Consider the following 20,920-nt stretch of genomic DNA (forward strand, 5'->3'; position numbering starts at 1 on the left):
CCCGAACGGTGGGGTACGGGGCGGTCCTACCCGTTGACGACCTGCGCCACCGCAGGCGCTTCGCCCGCCCCGCGCCGGTCGTCTCCGGTACCCGTCGGGTCGCTCGCGATCACGCTGCGGTTGCGGCCCGCGCGCTTGGCTTCGTAGAGTGCGGCGTCGGCGCGGGCGACCATCGTCTCGAGGTCGCGTTCGCCCGGCGCGGCACCGGCGACGCCCGCGCTGAAATACAGCGGAAAGTCGAGTGCGGCGGCGGCGGCGCGGACGCGGTCGGTCACTGCCACCGCCTCCAGCGCGTCGAGACCGGGCAGGATCACCAGAAACTCCTCGCCGCCCCAGCGCGCGACGATGTCCGACTGGCGCACCGTGCCCTTCAGCACCATCGCGAGGTTGCGCAGCACCTCGTCGCCGGTCGCATGGCCGTGGGTGTCGTTGATCTTCTTGAAATGATCGACGTCGATCAGCGCGAGCGAGAAGGGCGTGCGCGCATCGGTCGCGCGGGCGAGCGCGGTCGTCCCCTGTTCCGTCGCGTGGCGGCGGTTGGCGAGGCCGGTCAGGCCGTCCGAGGTCGCCAGCCGCTGGAGCGCGCGGCGGTGGCGGCTGCCCAGCCACAGGAACAGCGCCAGCATCGCGATCAGCAGCGCCGCGCCGGTCGCGATCGCCCAGGTCCGCTGGCGCGCATAGCTGGCGCGTTCCTGCTCGAACGCGACCTCGCGGGCCAGCGCCTTGTTCCGGTCGACCTGCCGGTCGACCTCGATCTGCGTCCGCAACGTCGCCGCGTCGCGGCTCTTCAGCGCCTCGGTCTCCTTCTCGAACCGCTTGATATACTCGGCATAGTCCGCCGTCGCCTCGCGCCACTTGCCCAGCCCCGCATAGGCGCGGGCGCGGTGCAGGAAGGGCTTGGCCGGCGAGGTCGCGATGCTGGCCGCGCCGTTGATCTGTTGCGTCAGCAGGCTGACCGCTTCGTCATAGCGCTTCAGTCCCACCGCGATACGCCCGCGATAGGACAGCATCCGTGCGGCGGCGATGGTTTCGCCACCGAACAGGCGCACGGCGGCATCGCACATCGCCTCGGCGCGGCGGAACTGGTTGAGCGAGATGTAGGACTGGCACGCCGACTGTGCGGCGAAGGCGGCGAAACGGGTGTTGCCGATCGACCGGCTGATGCGAAACGCCTCGGCGAAATACGGTAGCGTGCCGGCAAAGTCCTTCTGAGCGACGAGGATCGTTCCGGCCCGCATCGCGGTCGACGCCTTCAGGAACTTGAGGCCGTGCCGTTGCGCGAAGGCGGCCCCTTCGGCCACCAGCGCCCGGGCCTCTGCAAAGTCGCCCCCCTTCATCAACAGAAGCGCGAGATCGATGGCGATCATGGCGCGCTGTTCCTCCAGCCCCGCCTGCATCGCCATGCGATAGGCGGTGCCCATCTCGCGGGCCCCCTCCACCGGATCGGACGTGACGCTGCCGACGATGGCGCGCGAACATATGTCGGCGATCGAACCGGGCTTCACATGGGCGCGCGCCGCCTTGATCCGGTCGAGCAGCGTTGCAAGCACCGCCGGGTCCGACTGGGCGAAGGCGAGTTGCGCCAGCAGTTCGATGTGCGGCGCATCGACGGGATCGGGCGCCAGCTTCAGCCCGGCTTCGGCGGCGCGGATCTCCTCGGCGCTGTTCTCGAGCGTGCTGTAGGCGAGCGCCTGCGTCGCGAGCAGCCATGCACGGTCGATGCGGTTCAGCCCCGGTTGCGCGAGCCGCGTCTCGATGGTGCGCAGCGCCCTGGCGGGATCGTCGGAAATCGCGGTCTGAAGCCCGGCGACGATCGGCGGGGAGCCCGCCGTGCACATGGCCTGTGCCGGTACCGCGAAGAGCCCGGCGAGCATCCCTGCCGCGGTACCAACCGCGATTCGCTTCGACGATTTCCGCATTTCATCCCCCCATGAAAGACAGGGGCGGATCGTAACCGGAAATGCTTAACGCCGTGTAACCGATACATCATCCGGTGTCGGGCAGGGCGAAGGCGGCGAAATCGCGGCGTATCACGGCGAGCTTGGGATCGATGTAGCGGCGACAGAAGGGGCGGTTCGGATCGGTCCGGTAATAGTCGCGGTAGCGTTCGGGCGAGGGATCGAACCCGGCGAAGCGCAGCACCGCCGTTTGCATGCGGGTACCCGAGTCGGCGGCGATCCGCGCGATCGTCGTTTCAGCCCGCGCCGCCTGATCTTCCGCGAACCAGTAGACCGCGCTGCGATACCGCCCGCCGGGCGAATAGCCGCTCGCCCCCGAATGGGTGCGCAGATGCACCTCGACCAGTATGTCCAGCGGGATGGCGGCGGGGGCGAAGGTGACGATCACCCCTTCCGCCCATGCGTCCGCCGGAGGATCGCTGCGCAGAAACCCCTGATCGACCTGCACGACGCCACGCAGCGACTGGAACACGCCTTCGGTGCACCAATGGCAGCCGCCGCCGAGACCGATGCGCGCCACGCCGCTTCAGCGCGGGGTCGCGTCGAACAGCTTGCGCAGGAACACCGTCTCCACCTCGCGGCGCAGGTCGTTGTTCGGCTTCTTCTGGAAACCGTGTCCCTCGTCGGCGAACAGGACGTACCACGTCTCGTTGCCCTGCTTGCGCAGGCTGGCGACGACCTGATCCGATTCCGACTGCGGCACGCGCGGGTCGTTGGCGCCCTGCATCACCAGCATCGGCCTGGTGATCCGCGCGACATTGGCGTTGGGCGAGATGCGTTCGAGGATCGCGCGCATCTTCGGATCGCGTTCGTCGCCATATTCGGCGCGGCGGTTGTCGCGGCGATAGGCCTCGGTGTTCTGGAGGAAGGTCACCCAGTTGCTGATGCCGTAGCGCTCGACCCCGCCGACCAGCCGGTCCGAATAATGGGTCATCACCGCAAGGCTCATATAGCCGCCGTAGGACTGGCCGTAGACCGCGACCCGCTTGGCATCCAGCCCCGGCTGCTGTCCGATCCAGTCGAGCAGCGCGCCGATGTCCCGGACCGAATCCTCGCGGCGTTCGGCGTTGTCGAGGTTCAGGTAGCGCTTGCCGTATCCGTCGCTGCCGCGGACGTTGGGCAGGATCACGGTCGCTTTCAGCACATCGGCGAAATATTGCGCGCCGTAATTCCAGCCGGGCCGGGTCTGCGCCTCCGGCCCGCCGTGGATGTCGATGATGACCGGGGTGCGCGTGCCCGGCGCCACGTCCTTCGGACGATAGACGAAGGCGGGGACGGAGAGGCCGTCGAACGACTTGAACCGGATCAGTTCGGGTTCGGCGAGCCGCGCGGGATCGAGGTCGCCCAGCTCCGACCAGGTCCAGCGGGTCAGCTTCGCGCCGTCCACGTCCCAGCTCCACACGTCGCCCGCCGAGGTGGCCGAGGTCAGCCCGATCGCGATCCGCCTGCCGTCGGGCGAGAAGCGCAGCGCGGTCAGCACGCCCTTGGGCAGGTCGGGCTGCGGCAGCGCGCGGCGGGTCACGCGGTCCTGCACCACCACGCGCGAGAAACCGTCCTCGTTGATCGCATAGGCCAGCACCCGAGCGTCGTCGGACAGGTCGTAGCTTTCGACGTTCCATTTGAGGCCCGGCGTCAGCACCGTCTGTCTGCCCGTCGCGAGATCGATCTCCACCAGTTGCCGCACGTCGCTGCCCTGGTCCGAAATCGCGATCAGCGAACGGCCGCCGGGCAGGTAGCGCGGGCTGTCATAGACCGCCGCCGGAGCCTGCGCGGCGATGCGCCGCGCGGTGCCGGTCGCGAGGTCCAGCTCGAACAACTGGTCCTCCCGGTTCGACAGGCTGCGCACGAAGATCAGCCGCGATGCATCGGGCGCGATGTCGGCGGGGGCGACCGATCCCTCCGCGCGATAGAGCGTGCGCGGCGTGCCGCCTTGCCGCGGATCGGTGCCGAGGATGGTGTAGGCGGCGCTGCCCCTGGTCGCGCGCGCCCATGCCATCAGCGACCCGTCCTTGCTGAAGATCGGCCCGTCGTTGCGGGTGCCCGCCTCGGTCAGTTGCCGGGCGGTGCCGGTGAGCCCCCGGGTATACAGCTGGAACCATTCGTCGCCGCCGTTGTCGCGGGTCAGCACGAAGCGGTCGGTGCCGGGGATCACGCTGGCCGCCGCCACCGGCTCGGCGCCGAACGTCACCTGCGTGCGCACCGCGCCGGGGGCGGCGACATGATGGAGCTGCTGCGTCGCGCCGAAGCGGGTGGCGATCAGCATCGATCCGTCGGGCAGCCAGTCCTCGAACAGCGCGGCGCGGCTGTTCTGGTAGCGCTGCACCGCCTCGCGCACGTCGTCGGGGATTTCGGGTACGCCGGTCAGGGTGGCGCTGCCCTCCTGCCGCTGGGCTATGGTCTGGGCCGGGGTCTGGGCGGGAGCGGTCGCGGCGAGCGCGATCAGGCTGGCGGACACGATCAGGTGACGAAGCATGGGCGGTTCATCGGCCAGCGCCGCCCCGATCGTCAAGCCGTGGGACGCTGCACCCGCCAACCCATTGTCCATGCCGTACAATCGGCGCATGATCGGGCCCGGAACGAGTCGCCGGGGAGAGGGTGTGGCCGTGACGAAAATGATCTTCGTGAACCTGCCGGTCGCCGACGTGGCGCGCGCGACCGGGTTCTACACGGCGCTGGGGTTCGAGCGCGATCCCCGCTTCTCGGGCGATCATGCCAGCGCGATGCAATGGTCCGACGCGATCGTCGTGATGCTGCTCCAGCGCGATGTCTTCGCCACCTTCACCCCGAAGCGCATCGCCGATCCCGCGCAGGAGGTCGGCGCGCTGCTGTCGCTGTCATTGGACAGTCGGGATGCGGTGGACGGCATCGCCGCCGCGGCGCTGGCGGCGGGCGGGAGCGAGGTGCATGCCGCCGAGGACATGGGCTATATGTACAGCCGCGCCTTCGCCGATCCCGACGGCCATGGTTGGGGCGTGCTGCACATGGATGTCGCGGCGATGTTGGCGGCACAGGCCGGGGAGGCGACGGCATGACCTATGTCGAGGGGTTCGTGACTCCGGTCGCGACCGTGGCACGCGCCGACTATGTCGCGCACGCCGATGCCGCCGCCCGCGTGCTCGCCGGGTGCGGCATCGCGCGGCAGGCGGAATATTGGGGCGACGACGTGCCCGACGGCCAGATCACCGATTTTGCGCGCGCGGTGCAGCGTGATGCGGACGAGACGGTCGTGTTCAGCTGGTTCGAATATCCCGATCGCGCCGCGCGCGATGCCGCCAATGCGGCGATGATGGCCGACCCGCGCATGGAGGCGATGGCGCAGTCGATGCCGTTCGACGGTCGCCGCATGATCCATGGCGGCTTCGCGGTGATCCTCGAGGAGGGGGCGGGCGTCGGCGACTATATCGACGGGTTCCTCGCCGCGGTGCCCGCCGCGAACCGCGATGCCTATCTGGCGTCGGCGCAGGAGGCGGCGGCACTGTTCCTCGAACATGGCGCGCTGCGCGTGGTCGAGGCATGGGGCGACGACGTGCCCGAGGGCAAGGTCACCGATTTCGCGCGGGCGGTGAAGGCATCGGCGGACGAGGCAGTCGTCTTTTCATGGATCGAATGGCCCGACCGCGATGCCCGCAACACCGGCTGGGCGCGGCTGGAGGCGGACCCGCGGATGATCGCGCCCGCCGACCTGCCGTTCGATGCGCGGCGGATGGTCTATGGCGGGTTCGTACGACTGCCGATCGGGGAGGGGAAGTGATGGCGCTGCACGACATCGAAGGACTGCCGATCTGGTTCGAGCTGGCCACCCCCGATCCGGCGGCGGCGAGGACATTCTATGAATCGGTGATCGGGTGGCGGACCGGCACGTCGTCGCATGCCGAGCACGGCGGTTACGGTCTCGCCTATGCCGCCGACGACGACATGGTCGCGGGGTTCATGGCCCCGCCGCCCGGCGCGCCCGGCGGCTGGTCGGTCTATTTCGGGACCGCCGATCTCGACGCGGTGCTGGCGCGCGCGACGGCGGCGGGCGGGCGCACGGTGTTCGGGCCGATGGATATTCCCCATGTCGGCCGCTTCGCGGTGCTGCTCGATCCGCAGGGCGTGTCGGTGCAGGTGATGCAGCCCGATGCCGAGGATGACACGCGCCCGTTCCGCCAGGCGGCGGATGCGCTGGGCCATGCCGTGTGGATCGAACTCGCCACACCCGATCCCGAGGGTGCCTTCGCCTTCTACGAGGCGTTGTTCGGCTGGACGAAGCAGGGCGGCATGCCGATGGGCGAGATGGGCGACTATGCCTTTTTCGGATCGGCGACGCTGACGCCGGGTGCGATCATGTCGAGCACGCTGACCGGCGCGCCTGCGCGGTGGAACAGCTATTTCCTCGTCGCCGACATCGATGCCGCGCTGGCGAGGGCGCAGGCGGGCGGTGGCAGCGTGGCGCAGGGGCCGGACCCGATACCGGGCGGCGATTTCTCCGCGAACATCGTCGATCCGGCGGGCCATGCGGTGGGACTGGTGGGTCCGCGACGCACCGTCGGCTGACGCATCCGGGCTTGCCGTGCCCGGTTCGCAGCGACATCATGGCCCCCGAAGATACCGGATCAAAAGGGGCTATATGGTTCGCAAGGCAGGAATTTTGCTGGTGCTGCTGGCATCGGGAAGCGCGTTCGCCGCTGAGCCGGGGGCGACCTATCACCGTGCGCCCGATGCGATCGCGCGTATCCTGGAGGCGCCGCCGACCCCCTCGGTCGCGGTCAGCCCCGATCATGCGACGCTGGCGATCCTCGGGCGCGAGAACCTGCCGACGATCGCCAACCTGTCGAAGCCGATCCTGCGGCTGGCCGGATATCGCATCGATCCGGCGACCAACGGCCCGGCGGAAGTGCGGGTCCAGTGGCTGAACGCGCTGTCGTTCAAGGATATCGCCAGCGGGCGGACGATCGCCGTGCAACTGCCGCCGGGCACGCGCTTCACCTCGCCCGACTGGTCGCCCGACGGGCGGCAACTGGCGTTCGTCGCGCAGGAGCCGAACGGCCTCGCGCTATGGGTGGCGGGGCGCGACGGCAGCGCCCGGCGGGTCGCGCAGGGGCTGAACGCAGCGTTCGGATCGGCCTATGTCTGGACGCCCGACAGCCGCGCGATCGTCGCGCGGATGGTCCCGGCAGGTCGCGGACCACGCCCGGCGGAGGTGGTGGCACCGACCGGCCCGGTGGTGCAGGAGAGCATGGGCCGCACCTCGGCGGCGCGCACCTATGAGGATCTGCTGAAGAACGCCGCCGACGAGGCGCTGTTCGACTATTACTTCACCGGCCAGCTCACCCGCATCGATCCGGGCAGCGGCGCTGCGACCCCGATCGGGCAGCCGGGACTCTATACGTCGTTCAGCCTGTCGCCGGACGGGCGCTACCTGCTGACCGAGCGGCTGAAGCGGCCCTATTCCTATCTGCTGCCCGCGCGCTATTTCCCGACGGAGATCGCGGTGGCGACCATCGACGGGCAGGCGGTACGCACGCTGGCCGACCGGCCGCTGGCCGACGACCTGCCGGTCGATTTCGACGCAACGTTCAAGGGGCCGCGCGACGCCGAATGGCGCAGCGACGCGCCCGCGACCCTCGTGTGGACCGAGGCGCTCGACGGCGGCGATCCCAAGGCGGACGTGCCGTTCCACGACCGGTTGCTGGCACAGGCCGCGCCCTTCACCGCCCAGCCGGTCGAACTGGGCCGCACGGTCAAGCGCCATGCCGCGACGATGTGGGGCGACGACGGCTTCGCGCTGCTGGTCGACCGCGAATGGAAGACGCGCACCGAACGCCGCTATGCGATCGCACCCGGGCAGGGGAGCACGGCGCGACTGCTGACGACGCGTAACTATCAGGACCAGTATGGCGACCCCGGCTTCCCCCTGACCGAGGAGAATGCGGCGGGCAAGCCGGTGATGCGCTTCACCCCCGATCGCAAGGCCGTGTTCGTCAGCGGCGAGGGCGCGACCAAGGCAGGAGCCTTCCCGTTCCTCGCGCGGATGAACGTCGCCGACGGGCAGCAGGCGCGGCTGTGGACCGCCAAGGCCCCCTATTACGAGAGCGTCGTGTCGCTGCTCGACGACAAGGGCAGCCGTATCCTGACCCGGCGGGAGAGCGCGACGCTCGCCCCCAACTACATGATCCGCAGCGTGCGCGGCGGGGCGGCGAAGCCCGTCACCGACTTCGCCGATCCGGCGCCCAGCTTCGCGCAGGTGACGCAGCGCACCATCACCTACAACCGCGCCGACGGGCTGCCGCTGTCGGGTACGCTCTACCTGCCCGCCGGCTATGACGCGAAACGCGACGGGCCGCTGCCGACGCTGCTCTGGGCCTATCCGTCCGAGTACACCGATGCGAAGGTCGCCGGGCAGACGGTGGACCAGGGCAACCGCTTCACCCGTCCGCGCGGGATCAGCCACCTGTTCCTGCTGACGCAGGGCTATGCGGTGCTCGACGATCCGGCGATGCCGATCATCGGCGAGAACGGCGCCGAACCCAACGACACCTATGTCAAGCAGCTGCGCGAGGATGCGCAAGCGGCGGTCGATGCGGTGGTGAAGCTGGGCGTGGCGGATCGGGACCGGATCGCGGTCGGCGGGCACAGTTACGGCGCGTTCATGACCGCCAACCTGCTGGCGCATACCGACCTGTTCCGCGCCGGGATCGCGCGGTCGGGGGCGTATAACCGTACGCTCACCCCGTTCGGCTTCCAGGCGGAACAGCGCACCTACTGGCAGGCGACGCCGACCTATACCGAGATGTCGCCATTCACCTATGCGAACAGGATCAAGGAGCCGATCCTGCTGATCCACGGTGCCGCCGACGACAATTCGGGTACCTTCCCGATCCAGTCGGAGCGGATGTATGCCGCGCTGAAGGGCAATGGCGCGACGGTGCGCTATGTCGTGCTGCCCAACGAACCGCACGGCTATCGCGCGCTGGAATCGACCGGCGAGACGCTGTGGCAGATGACCGACTGGCTCGACCGCTATGTGAAGCACGCCCGTCCGGCGAAATAGTCAGGGCAGGCCGTCCGTTCGCCGCAGCGCCTCGCCCAGCGCGAGCGCCGCGGCGATGGCGAGGTTCATCGATCGCACCTGCGGGCGCATCGGCAACCGCAGCGCGGCGTCGGCGCGCGCCGCGACGTGCGGCGGTACGCCCGCGCTTTCCTTGCCGAACAGCAGGATGTCGTCGGCGCGGAAATCGAAGCCATAGGGCGAGTCCGCGCCCCTGGTCGTGAACAGCACCAGCCGGGCCGTGCCGATGGTGCCGAGGAACGCGGCGAAACCGGCGTGGCGCGCGATCTCGACATGATCGATATAGTCCATCGCCGTCCGGCGCACCCGGCGGTCGTCCCACTGGAATCCCATCGGCTCGATCAGATCGACCGCAACCCCCATGCACGCGCCCAGGCGCAGCACGGTGCCGACGTTGGTCGCGATCTCGGGCTCGAACAGGGCGATGCGCATGGGTTGCGCCTGCCGCGTCGTGCCGGGCGGCGCAAGGCGTTTCGCCCTGTCGCATGACCCGCATTTTGCACGGGTGCGTCCGGCGAAAACCCTGTTAACCTCCTGAGCAATTACAGATGTGCCGGGGGGGGTGGGCGAAACGGTGAAGCGCAAGCTATTCTGGATTCTGGCGCTGCTTCTGCTCTGTTTCGCTGTCCTGTCGCAGCGGAGGATCGCGCCCGCGACGCCGCTGGACCGGCCGCTGTGCAGTGCGCTCCTGCCGGACGGGGCGGGCAATGACGCGGTTCGCCGTGCCCCGTACCGCTGCGACGCCGCGCGAGCGACGCGGGGGGACGGCTGGTTGTGGCTCCGCCTCGATGCCGCGAAGCTCGCGCACCTGCCGCCAGACTGGCACCTGCTGGTCGACCAGGCCCGATTCGACGCGATCGGCGTCGTCACGATCGGGCCGACCGGCGTGACGCGGGCGACATGGGCGGCGGACGGGCTGGCGGGGCATTGGGCGCCGGGGGGGATGCTGCGCTTCCCGATGGCCGTGCCCGGCGGCGAGGTCCGCGAACTCTACCTCGGCTTCCAGCGGATCGACGACCTGTCGCTGATGCGCAAGGTCGGCGCGGTATCCGCCGGTGAACAGCAGGAGGCCGATGCCCGCTGGCTGCTGCTGATGGGCATATTCGCGGGCACGCTGCTCTCGGCGCTGCTCTACAACCTCGTCATCAACACCGGTTCGCGTTACGCCTTCCAGCGCTGGTACCTGCTGTGGGTCGCGGTCGCCTTCGCCTATGGCCTCACCTGGACCAATGTCGCGGCCTTCGTGTTTCCGGCGATGGTCGGGCCGCTGGCGGTGCGGATCGATTTCGTGCTGGTCGGGCTGATGGTCGCGCTCGGCAACCTGTTCTTCTATTCGGTGATCGAACGGGGGATGGTGCCGCGCTGGCTGATGGCGACCGGGCGGGTGGTGGCGGTGCTGGGGGCGGTGCTCGGCGTCGTCGCGGCGCTGGACCGGGTGTTCCCGCCGGTGCCGACCGACCGCTGGCTGAACTATATGATCGCCGCGACCGCGCTCAGCGTCGCGCTGTCCTGCGCCGTCGCGGTGCGGCGCGGCAGCCGGGTGGTGTGGTTCTACCTGCTCGGCTGGGGGCCGGTGATCGGCGTGTTCATCGCCCGGCTGTTCCGCAACCTCGGCCTCGCGCCGCAGAACGACCTGGTCGACATGGCGACCTTCGCCGCGCTGGCGTTCGAGGCGCTGGTGCTCTCGCTCGCCATCGCCGACCGGTTCCGGCTGGTGCAGGGCGAACTGGAGGACGCCCGGCGGCGACAGGCGGTGGACCAGGCGGAGGCGCGGATGCTGCGCATCGCGGCGCAGACCGATTTCATGACCGGCCTCGGCAACCGCGCCGCCTTCCACGAGGCGAGCGACGCGCTGATCGCACGGCGGACGCCGTTCGGGCTGTATCTGATCGACGTCGATTTCCTGAAGGACGTGAACGACCGGCTGGGGCATGTCGGCGGCGATGCGTTGCTGGCGGCGGTAGGGGCGCTGCTGAAGGCGTTGCCCGATGCCTTTCCCGGCCTGCACGTCGCGCGGATCGGCGGCGACGAGTTCGCGATCCTGTGCCCCGGCGACGCCGATGTCCAGGCGGCGCTCGCCGCGCGGCTGGAGGCGATGCAGGGGGCGAGATGGACCTTCGGGCGCAACGAACGGACGCTGTCGCTCAGCATCGGCTTCGCCCGTTTTCCCGACGACGCGCCCGATGCCGACCATCTGTACCAGAACGCCGACCTCGCGCTCTACAGCGCCAAGCGGCTCGGACGATCGCGGCTCTATCGCTACGATCCGTTGCAGCGCATCCTGCGCGACCTTCAGGTCGAGTTCGTGCGCGACGCCGACGGTGCCCTCACGCGCGGCGAGTTCCTGCTCTACCTCCAGCCGATCGTCGAGCTGCCCGACGGTGTGCCGTCGGGGCATGAGGTGCTGCTGCGCTGGGATCATCCCGAATATGGGCTGATGGCGCCCGGACGCTTCGCCGATGTGCTCGTCGCCGAAAAGATCGGCCTGCAGATCCAGGAACAGGTGCTCGACCAGGCGCTGCGGCAGTTGCGGGCGGACCGCGACCTGACCGGATCGATCGCGCTGAACTTCACCGCCGCGCAGTTGAGCGGCCCGCGCGCCGCCGAGCGGGTGCTCGACCGGCTGGCGCATTACGGGATCGCCCCCGAACGGCTGTGCGTCGAGGTGACCGAGGGGGTGATGCTCGACCGCGCGACCGACACGATCCGCGCGACGCTGACCCGGCTGCATGACGCGGGCGTGGGCATCGCGCTCGACGATTTCGGCACCGGCTATGCCTCGCTCGCCCATCTGCGCAACCTGCCGGTCGACCGGATCAAGATCGACCAGTCGTTCGTCACCGGCATCGGCGAGGACGGTGGCGGCACGCTGGAGATCGTGCGCGCGATCGTCGGGCTGGGATCGGGGCTGGGCAAGGTGGTGGTGGCCGAGGGGGTCGAGACGGAGACGCAGGCGCGCATCCTCCACGTGCTCGGCTGCCGTCTCGCGCAAGGCTATCGCTTCGGGCGACCACGCCCATGGGTGCAGGTGAGCGCTGGCGCCTGAGCGGTCGCGTCGATAGGCTGGGCGCTCCACAAGGGGGGATACGACATGCGCTTGGGCTGGACGGGCGTGCTGACGGTGGTGTTCGGCTGCGGCACGATCGCGGCGGTCGGGGCCGGGTGCGGCGCGGTCGCGGCGGCACCGGTGCCGGTCCGCCCGCTGCGGGCCTTTGCCGACGAGCGCGCGCTGAAGCTGTTCGTCGCCCGCCGCGCCGAGCGCATCCGCCGGAGCGAAGCCGTGGCCGCGCTGCCGCCGATGATCGTCGCCGCCCCGCCGCCGGTCGTCGCCATGCCGTCCGTCGCGGCACCCGAAGCCGCCGGAATGAACGACATCGTCGTGACGAGCGCCAGGGCCGCCGAACCCGGCATCACCAACACGCAGGAGGCCGATGTCGACGAGGGCGGCATCGTCAAGGTGCATGGCCGCCACCTTGTGATCCTGCGGCGCGGGCGGCTGTTCACCGTCGCGCTGGGCGAGGGGACGATGCGCCCCGTCGACCGGATCGATGCCTTTCCGCCCGGCGGCACGGGCGAGGAGGCATGGTATGACGAGATGCTGGTGGCGGGCGACCGGGTGGTCGTCATCGGCTACAGCTATGGCCGCGGCGGGACCGAGATCAACCGCTTCCGCATCGACGCCGACGGGCGGCTGCGGTTCGAGGACAGCCATCAGCTCCGCTCGAACGATTATTATTCGGCATCCAACTATGCCTCGCGGCTGATCGGCAACCGACTGATCCTCTATACCGGGCTCGAGCTGAACCTCGCGGCACCGCTGGAGCCGCAGTTGCCCGCGCTGCGGCGCTGGCGGGGAAGCGACCGGGATGCGTTCCGCCGGATCGCGCCCGCGACGCGCATCTATGTGCCCGAACCCGTCCGGCGCGACCCCGGTGCCGTGATCGACACGCTGCACACCGTCACCACCTGCGACCTTGCCGCCGAGGTGCTGGACTGCCGGGCCAGCGGCGTGCTGGGATCGGAGTCGCGCGAATTCTATGTCTCGGGCAATGCCGTCCATGTGTGGATCGCCGATGCGTTCGAGCGGGGCAACCGCGCGCTCGTCTATCGCCTGCCGCTGGACGGCGGGCGGCCGGGCGCGGTGCAGGCGTGGGGCGGGCCGGTGGACCAGTTCTCGTTCCGTGAGGACCGCGCGGGCGGCACGCTCGACGTGCTGGTGCGGGCCGACGGCCACGGCTCGCGTATGTGGGCCGCGGAGGTGAGCGACGGCGACGCCGCGCTGCTGCGCCTGCCGATCGCGTCGTTCGGCGACGGATCGGGCATCGCCCCGCGCCGCGCCTATCGGGCGCTACCGCTCGAACCCTATCCCCACTGGTCGTTCCACAACCGCTTCGTCGGGCGCTGGCTGCTGTATGCGGCAGGCGAATTCGCCGAGGGCGCGCGGACCAAGACGGTGTTCGCCGCGCCGCTGGACGGCGGGCCGGTCGCGCGGCTGCCGGTGCCGCACGGCGTGGACCGGATCGACATCATGGGCAGCGATGCGGTGGCGATCGGCAACGATGCGCGGACGCAACTGGGGTTCAGCGCGATCGAACTGGCCGGGGCCGCCCCGCGTCTGGGCGACACGTCGCTGCTGCCCGCCGCGCGAGAGGGGGAACGGCGCAGCCAGGCGTTCTTCTACCGCCCCGATCCGGGCAGCGCCGACGGTGCGTCGGGCATCCTCGGCCTGCCGGTCACGCGCGACCTGAGGGAGGAAGCGGCGGCGCGCCTGCTCGGGTCCGGCTCGGCGATCGCGTTCCTGCGCCGCGAGGCCCGCCGTTTCCGGCCCGCGGGCGAGCTTGCCGCGCGGACCGAAGGGGTGCGCGACGACGGCTGCGTCGCGTCGTGCGTCGACTGGTACGGCAATGCCCGCCCGATCTTCCTGAACGGGCGCATCTTCGCGCTGATGGGCTATGAACTGGTCGAGGGGCGGCTGCGCGACGGCCGTATCGTCGAGGCTGGCCGCATCGACTTCGCCCCGCAGGCCGCGCCCGGGCGATAGGCGTCACCATCCGACGACCGGCACCCGCCGCGCGCATCCGCGCGGCGGCGCAATCTTGCGTCCGTAATTTGCAGTCCTGCCAAATATTTATGTCGCCGATCGTCGTCACGACGTGACACATGTTATCAATACGTCTATTATATAGATGTTAGTATCATAATATGGGATAGATCGGCGACAGGTCGACGTCCCCGTACAGGGAGAAGGATATGGCCGTTCGTACTGGTTCGCGTCGTGGCGTCTCGATCGCCGCGCTGGCCGTCGCCTTGGGCGCGGCTTCGCCCGCCGCCGCGCAGGAGGTGCCGAGCGATACCGGCGGCGATACCGCGACGCCGCAGCAGGTCGACGAGGGCGAGATCGTCGTCACCGGCTTCCGCGCCTCGCTGAACAGCGCACTGGGGCAGAAGCGGCGCGAGACGGCGGCGGTCGACAGCATCGTCGCCGAGGATATCGGCAAGTTCCCCGACGCGAACCTCGCCGAGTCGATGCAGCGCGTGCCGGGCGTGGCGCTGGCGCGCGGCGACGGGGGCGAGGGGCGCAACATCTCGGTCCGCGGGCTGGGGGCAGGCTTCACCCGCGTGCGGATCAACGGGATGGAGGGCACGGCGCAGACCGGATCGTCCGACATCTATGGCGCGGGCAACAACGGGCGCAGCTTCGATTTCAACGTGTTCCCGACCGAAATCTTCTCCTCGCTGTCGGTACGCAAGACGCCGTCGGCCGATGTCGAGGAGGGTTCGCTGGGCGCGACGGTCGATCTGACCGCGCCCAAGCCGCTCGACGCGCGCGAGGATTTCGTGCTGACCGCGACCGCGCGCGGCATCTGGAACGAGCTGTCGAAACAGGTCGATCCGCGTGCGTCGATGCTGGTGTCGAAGAAGTTCGCCGACGGCACGTTCGGCGTGCTCGCCTCGGTCGCGTACCAGAAGCGGCATCTGCGCGAGGTCGGCTATTCGGCGGTCGATATCCTGTCGGCCAACACCAACGGACTGTTCTGCTCGCCGGTGGGCGTGGCGCCGGTGTATCCGGCGGTCGGGACGAAGGGCGCGACCGCGACCGACTGTTCGACCGGCAATCCGCGCACCGGATCGGTCGAGGCATATAACCGCATCCTCGCGCTACGCCGTGCGGACCTGCCGGGCACGGCGGGCAGCGGCGCGTTCTTCCCGCGCCTGCCGCGCTATCTGAATTCGGAACAGGATCAGGAACGGATCGGCGGCACTTTCACGGTGCAGTTCAAGCCGGACGACAATACCGACATCTCGGTCGACCTGCTCTATTCGCGTTTCGACGTCGAGCGGCGCGACAATTATATCGCGGGCATCTCGTTCGGGCGGTCGATCGCCAACAACGGCCAGCCGATGGTGTCGGTGCGCGACGCACAGTTCAGCGACAAGGGCTCGCTGATCTACGGCCTGTTCGACGGGGTGGACGTGCGCTCCGAAGGCCTCGTCGATCATTTCGTCTCGACCTTCAAACAGGCCAATTTCAACCTGAAGCACCGCTTCAACGATGCGCTGGAACTGACCATGCTGGTCGGGCGCAACCAGTCGGTATGGGACGGGCGCAAGCGGTTGCAGACGTTCATGGACGTGATCGACAGCGACAATTTCTCGATCGATTTCCGCGAGAAGGGCAGCACGCCGACGATCGGCTTCGGCTTCGACGTCGCGAACCCGGCGAACTTCAGCTACGCCCCCGGCCTGTCGGACGGCACCGTGCTCGGCGGGTTCAGCTTTCAGGGGAAGCCGTCCAAGAACACCACCGACAACATGACCGGCGAGGTCAATCTCGGCTGGACCGTGGCCGAAGGCTTCACGGTCAAGGCGGGCGGCCAGTATCGCGAAAGCGATTTCGTCTCGTCGTTCCTGCGTCCCTATAACGCCGACACCGTGGTCCGCGCGCTGCCCGCCGGAACCTCGCTGGCCAGCATCACCCGCCAGATCACCGGCGTGGGCGACCTGTTCGGATCGGGCGCGCCCAATGCCTGGGCGGCGATCGATCCCGACAAATGGGCATCGACCTTCGGCTTCGACCAGGTCCGCTATTGCGGCGTCGAATGCGGCGGCGCGCGCAGCCGGGTGAAGGAAGAGGTCAAGGGCGCCTATCTGATGGGCAATTTCGACCTGAGCGACATGGTGGGGATGGGCGTACGCGGCGACGTGGGTGTCCGCTACGTCAAGACCGATCTGTTCACCTCGGGCTATATCGCGGTGGCACCGCCTGCGGGCCAGACCTCGCCGACCGGGCTGGTCGGGCAATATGCGCAGGCGCGGCGCGGCTATCAGGACTGGCTGCCCTCCGCCAATGTCGTCATCGAGCCGGTGCGCGACCTGCTGATCCGCCTGTCGGGGGCGAAGGTGATGACCCGCCCCGAACTGGGCGTGCTGACGCCGACCAGCGGGGTCAACCCGGTGACGCGGGTGGGCAACGTCAACAACCCGTTCCTCGAACCGATCCGCGCCAACACCTTCGACGCCGCGCTGGAGTGGTATTTCAAGCCGGGATCGCTGCTGTCGGTCGCCTATTTCTACAAGGATATCAAAAGCTACATCCAGAACGTCAACAGCCAGATCCCGTTCAACCAGCTCGGCCTGCCCAATGCGCTGCTGGAGAACAGCCAGACGTCACCGGACGAACTGTTCACCGTGTCGCAGCCGTTCAACACGCCGGGCGGCCCGCTGCAGGGCTTCGAGGTGAACGCGCAGGCGCGGCTCGACTTCCTGCCCGGCTTCCTCGGCAATCTCGGCGTGCTGGCGAACTACACCCGCGTCACGTCGGAGATCGAGTACATCCTCGCCAGCGTCGGCGGAGTGCCGACCGTCACCACCACCAATGATCTCGTCGGGCTGTCGAAGAACACCGCCTCGGGCACGCTGTATTACGAGGACGACCGCTTCAGCATCCGTTCGACCGCCAATTATCGCGACCGCTTCATCCGCGGCATTCCGGCGTCGCCGGGCAGCGATCTTCAGGGGAACAAGCCGACGCTCTATGTCGATGCGTCGGCCTCCTACGGCATCACCGACAATATCAAGCTGATCGTGGAGGCGACCAACCTGACCGACGAGCGCAACGTGCTCTACACCGACAGCCAGCGGCAGGACACGCTGTTCGAGACGCGGATCGGTCGCACCGTGACCGCGGGCGTCAACGTCCGCTTCTGATCCCCGACCGCCCCCGCGATGTTCGCCGAACGTACCCCCGCGCAGGCGGGGGTCCAGGGTCCGGCAAGCCGACGGCTGGTCCCCGTGGTCCTGGATCCCCGCCTGCGCGGGGATACGGTCGGCGATCCTGCGGGCTGGAGAAGTATTTTCCGGGAGTACCCATTTGGCCTCGTATCGCTCTTTTGCCCCCGTCGCGCTGCTGCTGGCCGGAACCGCCGCGGTCGCCGCCCCGCGCACCGTCACGCCCTTGGCCGACGACTGGCGCTTCGTGCAGGCCGATCCGGAAGGCGCGGAGACGCCCGGTCTGGACGACAGCGGATGGCGGACCGTCTCGGTCCCGCACGACTGGGCGATCGCCGGGCCGTTCGACCCGCAAGCCAGGGCGGCGGGCGAGAACGGCTTCCTGCCGAGCGGGGTCGCCTGGTACCGCAAGGCGCTCTCGCTCCAGCCGCAGCCGGGGCGGCGCTATTTCATCGAGTTCGACGGGATCATGGAGCGCAGCGGCGTGTGGGTGAACGGCCACCATGTCGGCCAGCGTCCGATGGGCTATGTCAGCCAGCGCTACGATATCACCCGGCACCTCGCCGCCAACGGGCGCAACGTGATCGCCGTGCGGGCCGACACCTCCGCCGCGCCCTCGTCACGCTGGTACACCGGCTCGGGCATCTATCGCCGGGTGCGGCTGATCGAGACGGGGGAGGTGCATATCCCGCAGGGCGGGGCGTTCGTCCGTACGACCGCGCTGACGCCGGCGCAGGCGACGCTGGCGGTCAGCGCCGATGTGACCAACCTGCGCGCGCTGCCGGTCGGCGCCCGGCTGGAGGTGGCGATCACCGATCCCGCCGGTCGCGCGGTCGCACGCGGGGCGAGTGCCCCGGCGACGGTCGCGGCGGGCCGCACCGCGACGCTCCTCGGCGAGGTGACGCTCGCCAACCCCCGCCGCTGGGACATCGCCGATCCGGCGCTCTACCGCGCGGACGTACGCATCGTCGCGGCGGACGGCCAGGTGCTGGACACGGAGCCGGTGCGCTTCGGCGTGCGCGAAGCACGGTTCGATCCCGCCACCGGCTTCTGGCTCAACGGGCGCAACTTCAAGCTGAAGGGCGTGGCGCTGCATCATGACGGCGGCGCGGTCGGCGCGGCGGTGCCGCTCGATGTGTGGCGGCAGCGGCTGGGCGCGCTCAAGGCACAGGGCGTCAACGCGGTCCGCACCGCGCACAACGTGCCCGCACCCGAGTTCCTCGACCTGACCGACGAGCTGGGCCTGATCGTGATGGACGAACTGTTCGACCAGTGGAACGTCGCCAAGACGCCCGAGGACTATCACCTGTTCTTCGGCGACTGGCACAAGCGCGACACGCTCGACATGGTGCGGCGCGACCGCAACCATCCCGGCATCGTGCTGTGGAGTGCGGGGAACGAGATCCACGACACCGCCTATCCGGTACAGGCCAAGGCGGCGCTGCGCAGCATCCTCGATATCGTGCATGCCGCCGATCCGTCGCGCCCCGTCACCATGGCGCTGTTCCGCCCGAACGTGACCAGGGACTATGACAACGGCCTTGCCGACATGCTCGACGTGGTGGGGCAGAATTACCGCGAGAACGAACTGATCGCCGCCAGCCGCCAGAATCCGAAGCGCAGCATCGTCGGGACGGAGAATGCGCACAACCGCAGCAACTGGGTGCCGGTGCGCGACTACAAGCCCTTCTCCGGCATGTTCCTGTGGACCGGGGTCGATTATCTGGGTGAGGCGAACCGTTCGGGCTGGCCCAATATCCAGAATCCGGCGGGGCTGCTCGACCGGACCGGACGGCAGAAGATCAGCGGCATGGAGCGCGAGAGCTGGTGGTCGGAGCGGCCCGTGCTGCACGTGGTGCGCAACGCCGATCCGGCGGCGGCAGGCCCGGCGACCGATGGTGCGGGCGGCCCGAACCAGCCGGTGCTGCCGACGATGATCGCGGTGGCGACGCCCAAGCCGAAGGTCGCGCTGTTCGACGACTGGACCCCCGAGGACCGCGGGGCGCATGACGAGACGATCGAGGTCTACAGCAATTGTCGCCGTGTCGAGGCGTTTCTGAACGGGCGGTCGCTGGGCGTGCAGCCGATCCATGAGGATGCGTCTCCCCGCCGCTGGGCGGTGCGCTATGCGCCGGGCGAGGTGCGCGCGGTCTGTCGCGATGCGGGCGCGGAGGGAGTGTCCGACAGCCTGAGGACGGCGGGCGCGCCGGTGCGGATCGCGCTGACCCCCGACCGGGCGCGCGTCGGGTCGGACTTCGATTCCGCCGTCTATGTCCGGGCGCGGGTGGTGGATGCGCAGGGCGTGACCGTGCCGCGCGCGACGCAGCGGCTGCGCTTCGCGGTCGAGGGTGCGGGGCGGCTGATCGCCACCGACAATGGTTCGTCGGTCGATCACACCCCCTTCGCCTCGGCGGAACGCGCGGTGCTGGAGGGACAGGCGGTGGCGCTGGTGCGGGGAAGCGGGCGCGGGCGGCTGCGCATCACCGCCAGCGCGGACGGACTGGCACCGGGCAGCGCGACGGTCATCGCGACGGAATAGGCCCCGGTTGCCCGGGCCGCCACTTCATGCGAACGTTCACATCAAAAGATGGAGAGCGATATGAAGGGTTTGTCGATCACGATCGCGTTGCTGGCCACAGGATGCGCGGCGACCGCGCAGCAGGCGCCGCCGCCGCCTGCCAAGTCGCTCGGCGCGAACAACTATCACGTCGATGTGGCGATGGCCCCGCCCAGCGCCGCCCCGGCCTTTGCCGACGAGTTCGACGGACCCACGATCGACACCGCGCGCTGGCGCTACGACACGTCGCGCAACAGGATCGGCTGGGCCAACAACGAGAAGCAATATTACGCCGCCGACCGCCCGGAGAACGCCCGGATCGAACAGGGCGTGCTGGTGCTGGAGGCGCGGCGCGAGGCGCTGCGCGACCGGCCCGACTGGGGCGGGCAGGCCTATAGCTCGGCGAAGCTGGTGACGCGGCAGGCGCTCGGCTACGGCTTCTACGAGGTTCGTGCGCAACTGCCGTGCGGGCGCGGCATCTGGCCCGCGATCTGGACGCTGCCGAAGGACGGCCAGTGGCCCGACATGGGCGAGATCGACATCATGGAGATGGTCGGCTGGAACCCCGGCGTCGTGCTCGGCACCGTCCACAGCGGCGCGTTCAACCATGTGAAGGGCACGCAGCGCGGCGCGGAGGTGCGACTGCCCACCGCCTGCACCGAAATGCACCGCTACCAGCTCGACTGGCAGCCGGATGTCATCACCATCGGTGTCGACGGGCGCGGGTACATGCAGGTGCGCAACGACCAGCCGGGCGGAGCGGCGGCATGGCCCTTCACCCGCCCGTTCGACCTGATCCTGAACGTCGCGGTCGGCGGCGACTGGGGCGGCCAGAAGGGTATCGACGACGCATCCTTCCCGCAGCGGATGCGGGTCGATTACGTCCGCCACTGGCCGAAGGGATAGGTGACGCGGCTTGACGCACCGGAGCGGATCGGCTTGGGGGATCCGCTCCGGCCCGGTCGGCGGACGTGGCGAAATCGGTAGACGCAGCGGACTTAAAATCCGCTTTCCTATGGAAGTGCGGGTTCGAGCCCCGCCGTCCGCACCAGCGGTATTCCGGCGTTTTGACGACCTGGGGCAGCTGGAATACGCCCTCCTGGTTGGGGGCATGTATATCTGGCG

13 protein-coding genes and 1 tRNA gene are annotated in these 20,920 nt (G+C 69.3%); 10 read left to right on the top strand and 4 right to left on the bottom strand.

Going from position 1 to position 20,920, the window contains the following annotated elements:
- Nucleotides 1-26: 26 nt before the first annotated feature.
- From ABLE43_RS15190 to ABLE43_RS15200, 3 genes are all read right to left on the bottom strand, one after another.
- Nucleotides 27-1,874, bottom strand: coding sequence for a GGDEF domain-containing protein (locus ABLE43_RS15190; RefSeq protein ID WP_348979224.1), 1,848 nt, complete (start codon nt 1,872-1,874; stop codon nt 27-29).
- A 112-nt stretch (nt 1,875-1,986) separates the two neighbouring features.
- Nucleotides 1,987-2,478 (bottom strand): peptide-methionine (S)-S-oxide reductase, encoded by a 492-nt coding sequence (locus tag ABLE43_RS15195; protein WP_348979225.1) that lies wholly within the window; start codon nt 2,476-2,478, stop codon nt 1,987-1,989.
- A 6-nt stretch (nt 2,479-2,484) separates the two neighbouring features.
- A complete protein-coding gene (locus ABLE43_RS15200) occupies nt 2,485-4,431 on the bottom strand; it encodes a S9 family peptidase (protein ID WP_348979226.1) in 1,947 nt (648 codons plus the stop codon).
- A 139-nt stretch (nt 4,432-4,570) separates the two neighbouring features.
- Here ABLE43_RS15200 and ABLE43_RS15205 point away from each other — a divergent pair, with 139 nt between their 5' ends.
- The 4 genes from ABLE43_RS15205 to ABLE43_RS15225 all read left to right on the top strand — a co-directional run bounded on the left by ABLE43_RS15205 (nt 4,571) and on the right by ABLE43_RS15225 (nt 8,991).
- Nucleotides 4,571-4,990, top strand: coding sequence for a VOC family protein (locus tag ABLE43_RS15205; protein WP_348979265.1), 420 nt, complete (start codon nt 4,571-4,573; stop codon nt 4,988-4,990).
- Nucleotides 4,987-5,709, top strand: a complete 723-nt coding sequence (locus ABLE43_RS23190) for a DUF1428 domain-containing protein (protein WP_425475279.1) — start codon at nt 4,987-4,989, stop codon at nt 5,707-5,709. The genes ABLE43_RS15205 and ABLE43_RS23190 overlap by 4 nt, the downstream gene beginning before the upstream one ends.
- Nucleotides 5,709-6,494: a VOC family protein gene (locus tag ABLE43_RS15220; protein ID WP_348979227.1), complete on the top strand. Its 786-nt coding sequence runs from the start codon at nt 5,709-5,711 to the stop codon at nt 6,492-6,494. Before ABLE43_RS23190 ends, ABLE43_RS15220 begins: the two co-directional genes overlap by 1 nt.
- 73 nt (nt 6,495-6,567) lie before the next feature.
- Complete coding sequence (locus ABLE43_RS15225) at nt 6,568-8,991, top strand: prolyl oligopeptidase family serine peptidase (protein WP_348979228.1); 2,424 nt, start codon at nt 6,568-6,570, stop codon at nt 8,989-8,991.
- On the opposite strand, the gene ABLE43_RS15230 is transcribed toward ABLE43_RS15225, so the two are convergent.
- Nucleotides 8,992-9,441 carry a tRNA (cytidine(34)-2'-O)-methyltransferase gene (locus ABLE43_RS15230; protein WP_348979229.1) on the bottom strand — a complete coding sequence of 150 codons (450 nt, stop codon included), beginning with the start codon at nt 9,439-9,441 and terminating at the stop codon, nt 8,992-8,994. It abuts the gene before it with no gap.
- A 142-nt stretch (nt 9,442-9,583) separates the two neighbouring features.
- On the opposite strand from ABLE43_RS15230, the gene ABLE43_RS15235 reads away from it, so the two are divergent.
- The 6 genes from ABLE43_RS15235 (at nt 9,584) to ABLE43_RS15260 (ending at nt 20,846) form a co-directional block, all read left to right on the top strand.
- Nucleotides 9,584-12,055: a putative bifunctional diguanylate cyclase/phosphodiesterase gene (locus tag ABLE43_RS15235; RefSeq protein ID WP_348979230.1), complete on the top strand. Its 2,472-nt coding sequence runs from the start codon at nt 9,584-9,586 to the stop codon at nt 12,053-12,055.
- Between the two features lie 45 nt (nt 12,056-12,100).
- A complete protein-coding gene (locus ABLE43_RS15240) occupies nt 12,101-14,050 on the top strand; it encodes a beta-propeller domain-containing protein (RefSeq protein ID WP_348979231.1) in 1,950 nt (649 codons plus the stop codon).
- A gap of 209 nt (nt 14,051-14,259) precedes the next feature.
- Nucleotides 14,260-17,217 carry a TonB-dependent receptor gene (locus ABLE43_RS15245; protein ID WP_348979232.1) on the top strand — a complete coding sequence of 986 codons (2,958 nt, stop codon included), beginning with the start codon at nt 14,260-14,262 and terminating at the stop codon, nt 17,215-17,217.
- 163 nt (nt 17,218-17,380) lie between these two features.
- A complete protein-coding gene (locus ABLE43_RS15250; protein ID WP_348979233.1) occupies nt 17,381-19,777 on the top strand; it encodes a glycoside hydrolase family 2 TIM barrel-domain containing protein in 2,397 nt (798 codons plus the stop codon).
- A gap of 60 nt (nt 19,778-19,837) precedes the next feature.
- Nucleotides 19,838-20,701 carry a glycoside hydrolase family 16 protein gene (locus ABLE43_RS15255; RefSeq protein WP_348979234.1) on the top strand — a complete coding sequence of 288 codons (864 nt, stop codon included), beginning with the start codon at nt 19,838-19,840 and terminating at the stop codon, nt 20,699-20,701.
- A gap of 59 nt (nt 20,702-20,760) precedes the next feature.
- Nucleotides 20,761-20,846 (top strand) — tRNA-Leu (locus tag ABLE43_RS15260).
- Nucleotides 20,847-20,920 lie beyond the last annotated feature (74 nt).

This window comes from Sphingomonas silueang (assembly GCF_040049155.1).
GTDB classification, from domain to species: Bacteria; Pseudomonadota; Alphaproteobacteria; order Sphingomonadales; family Sphingomonadaceae; genus Sphingomonas; species Sphingomonas silueang.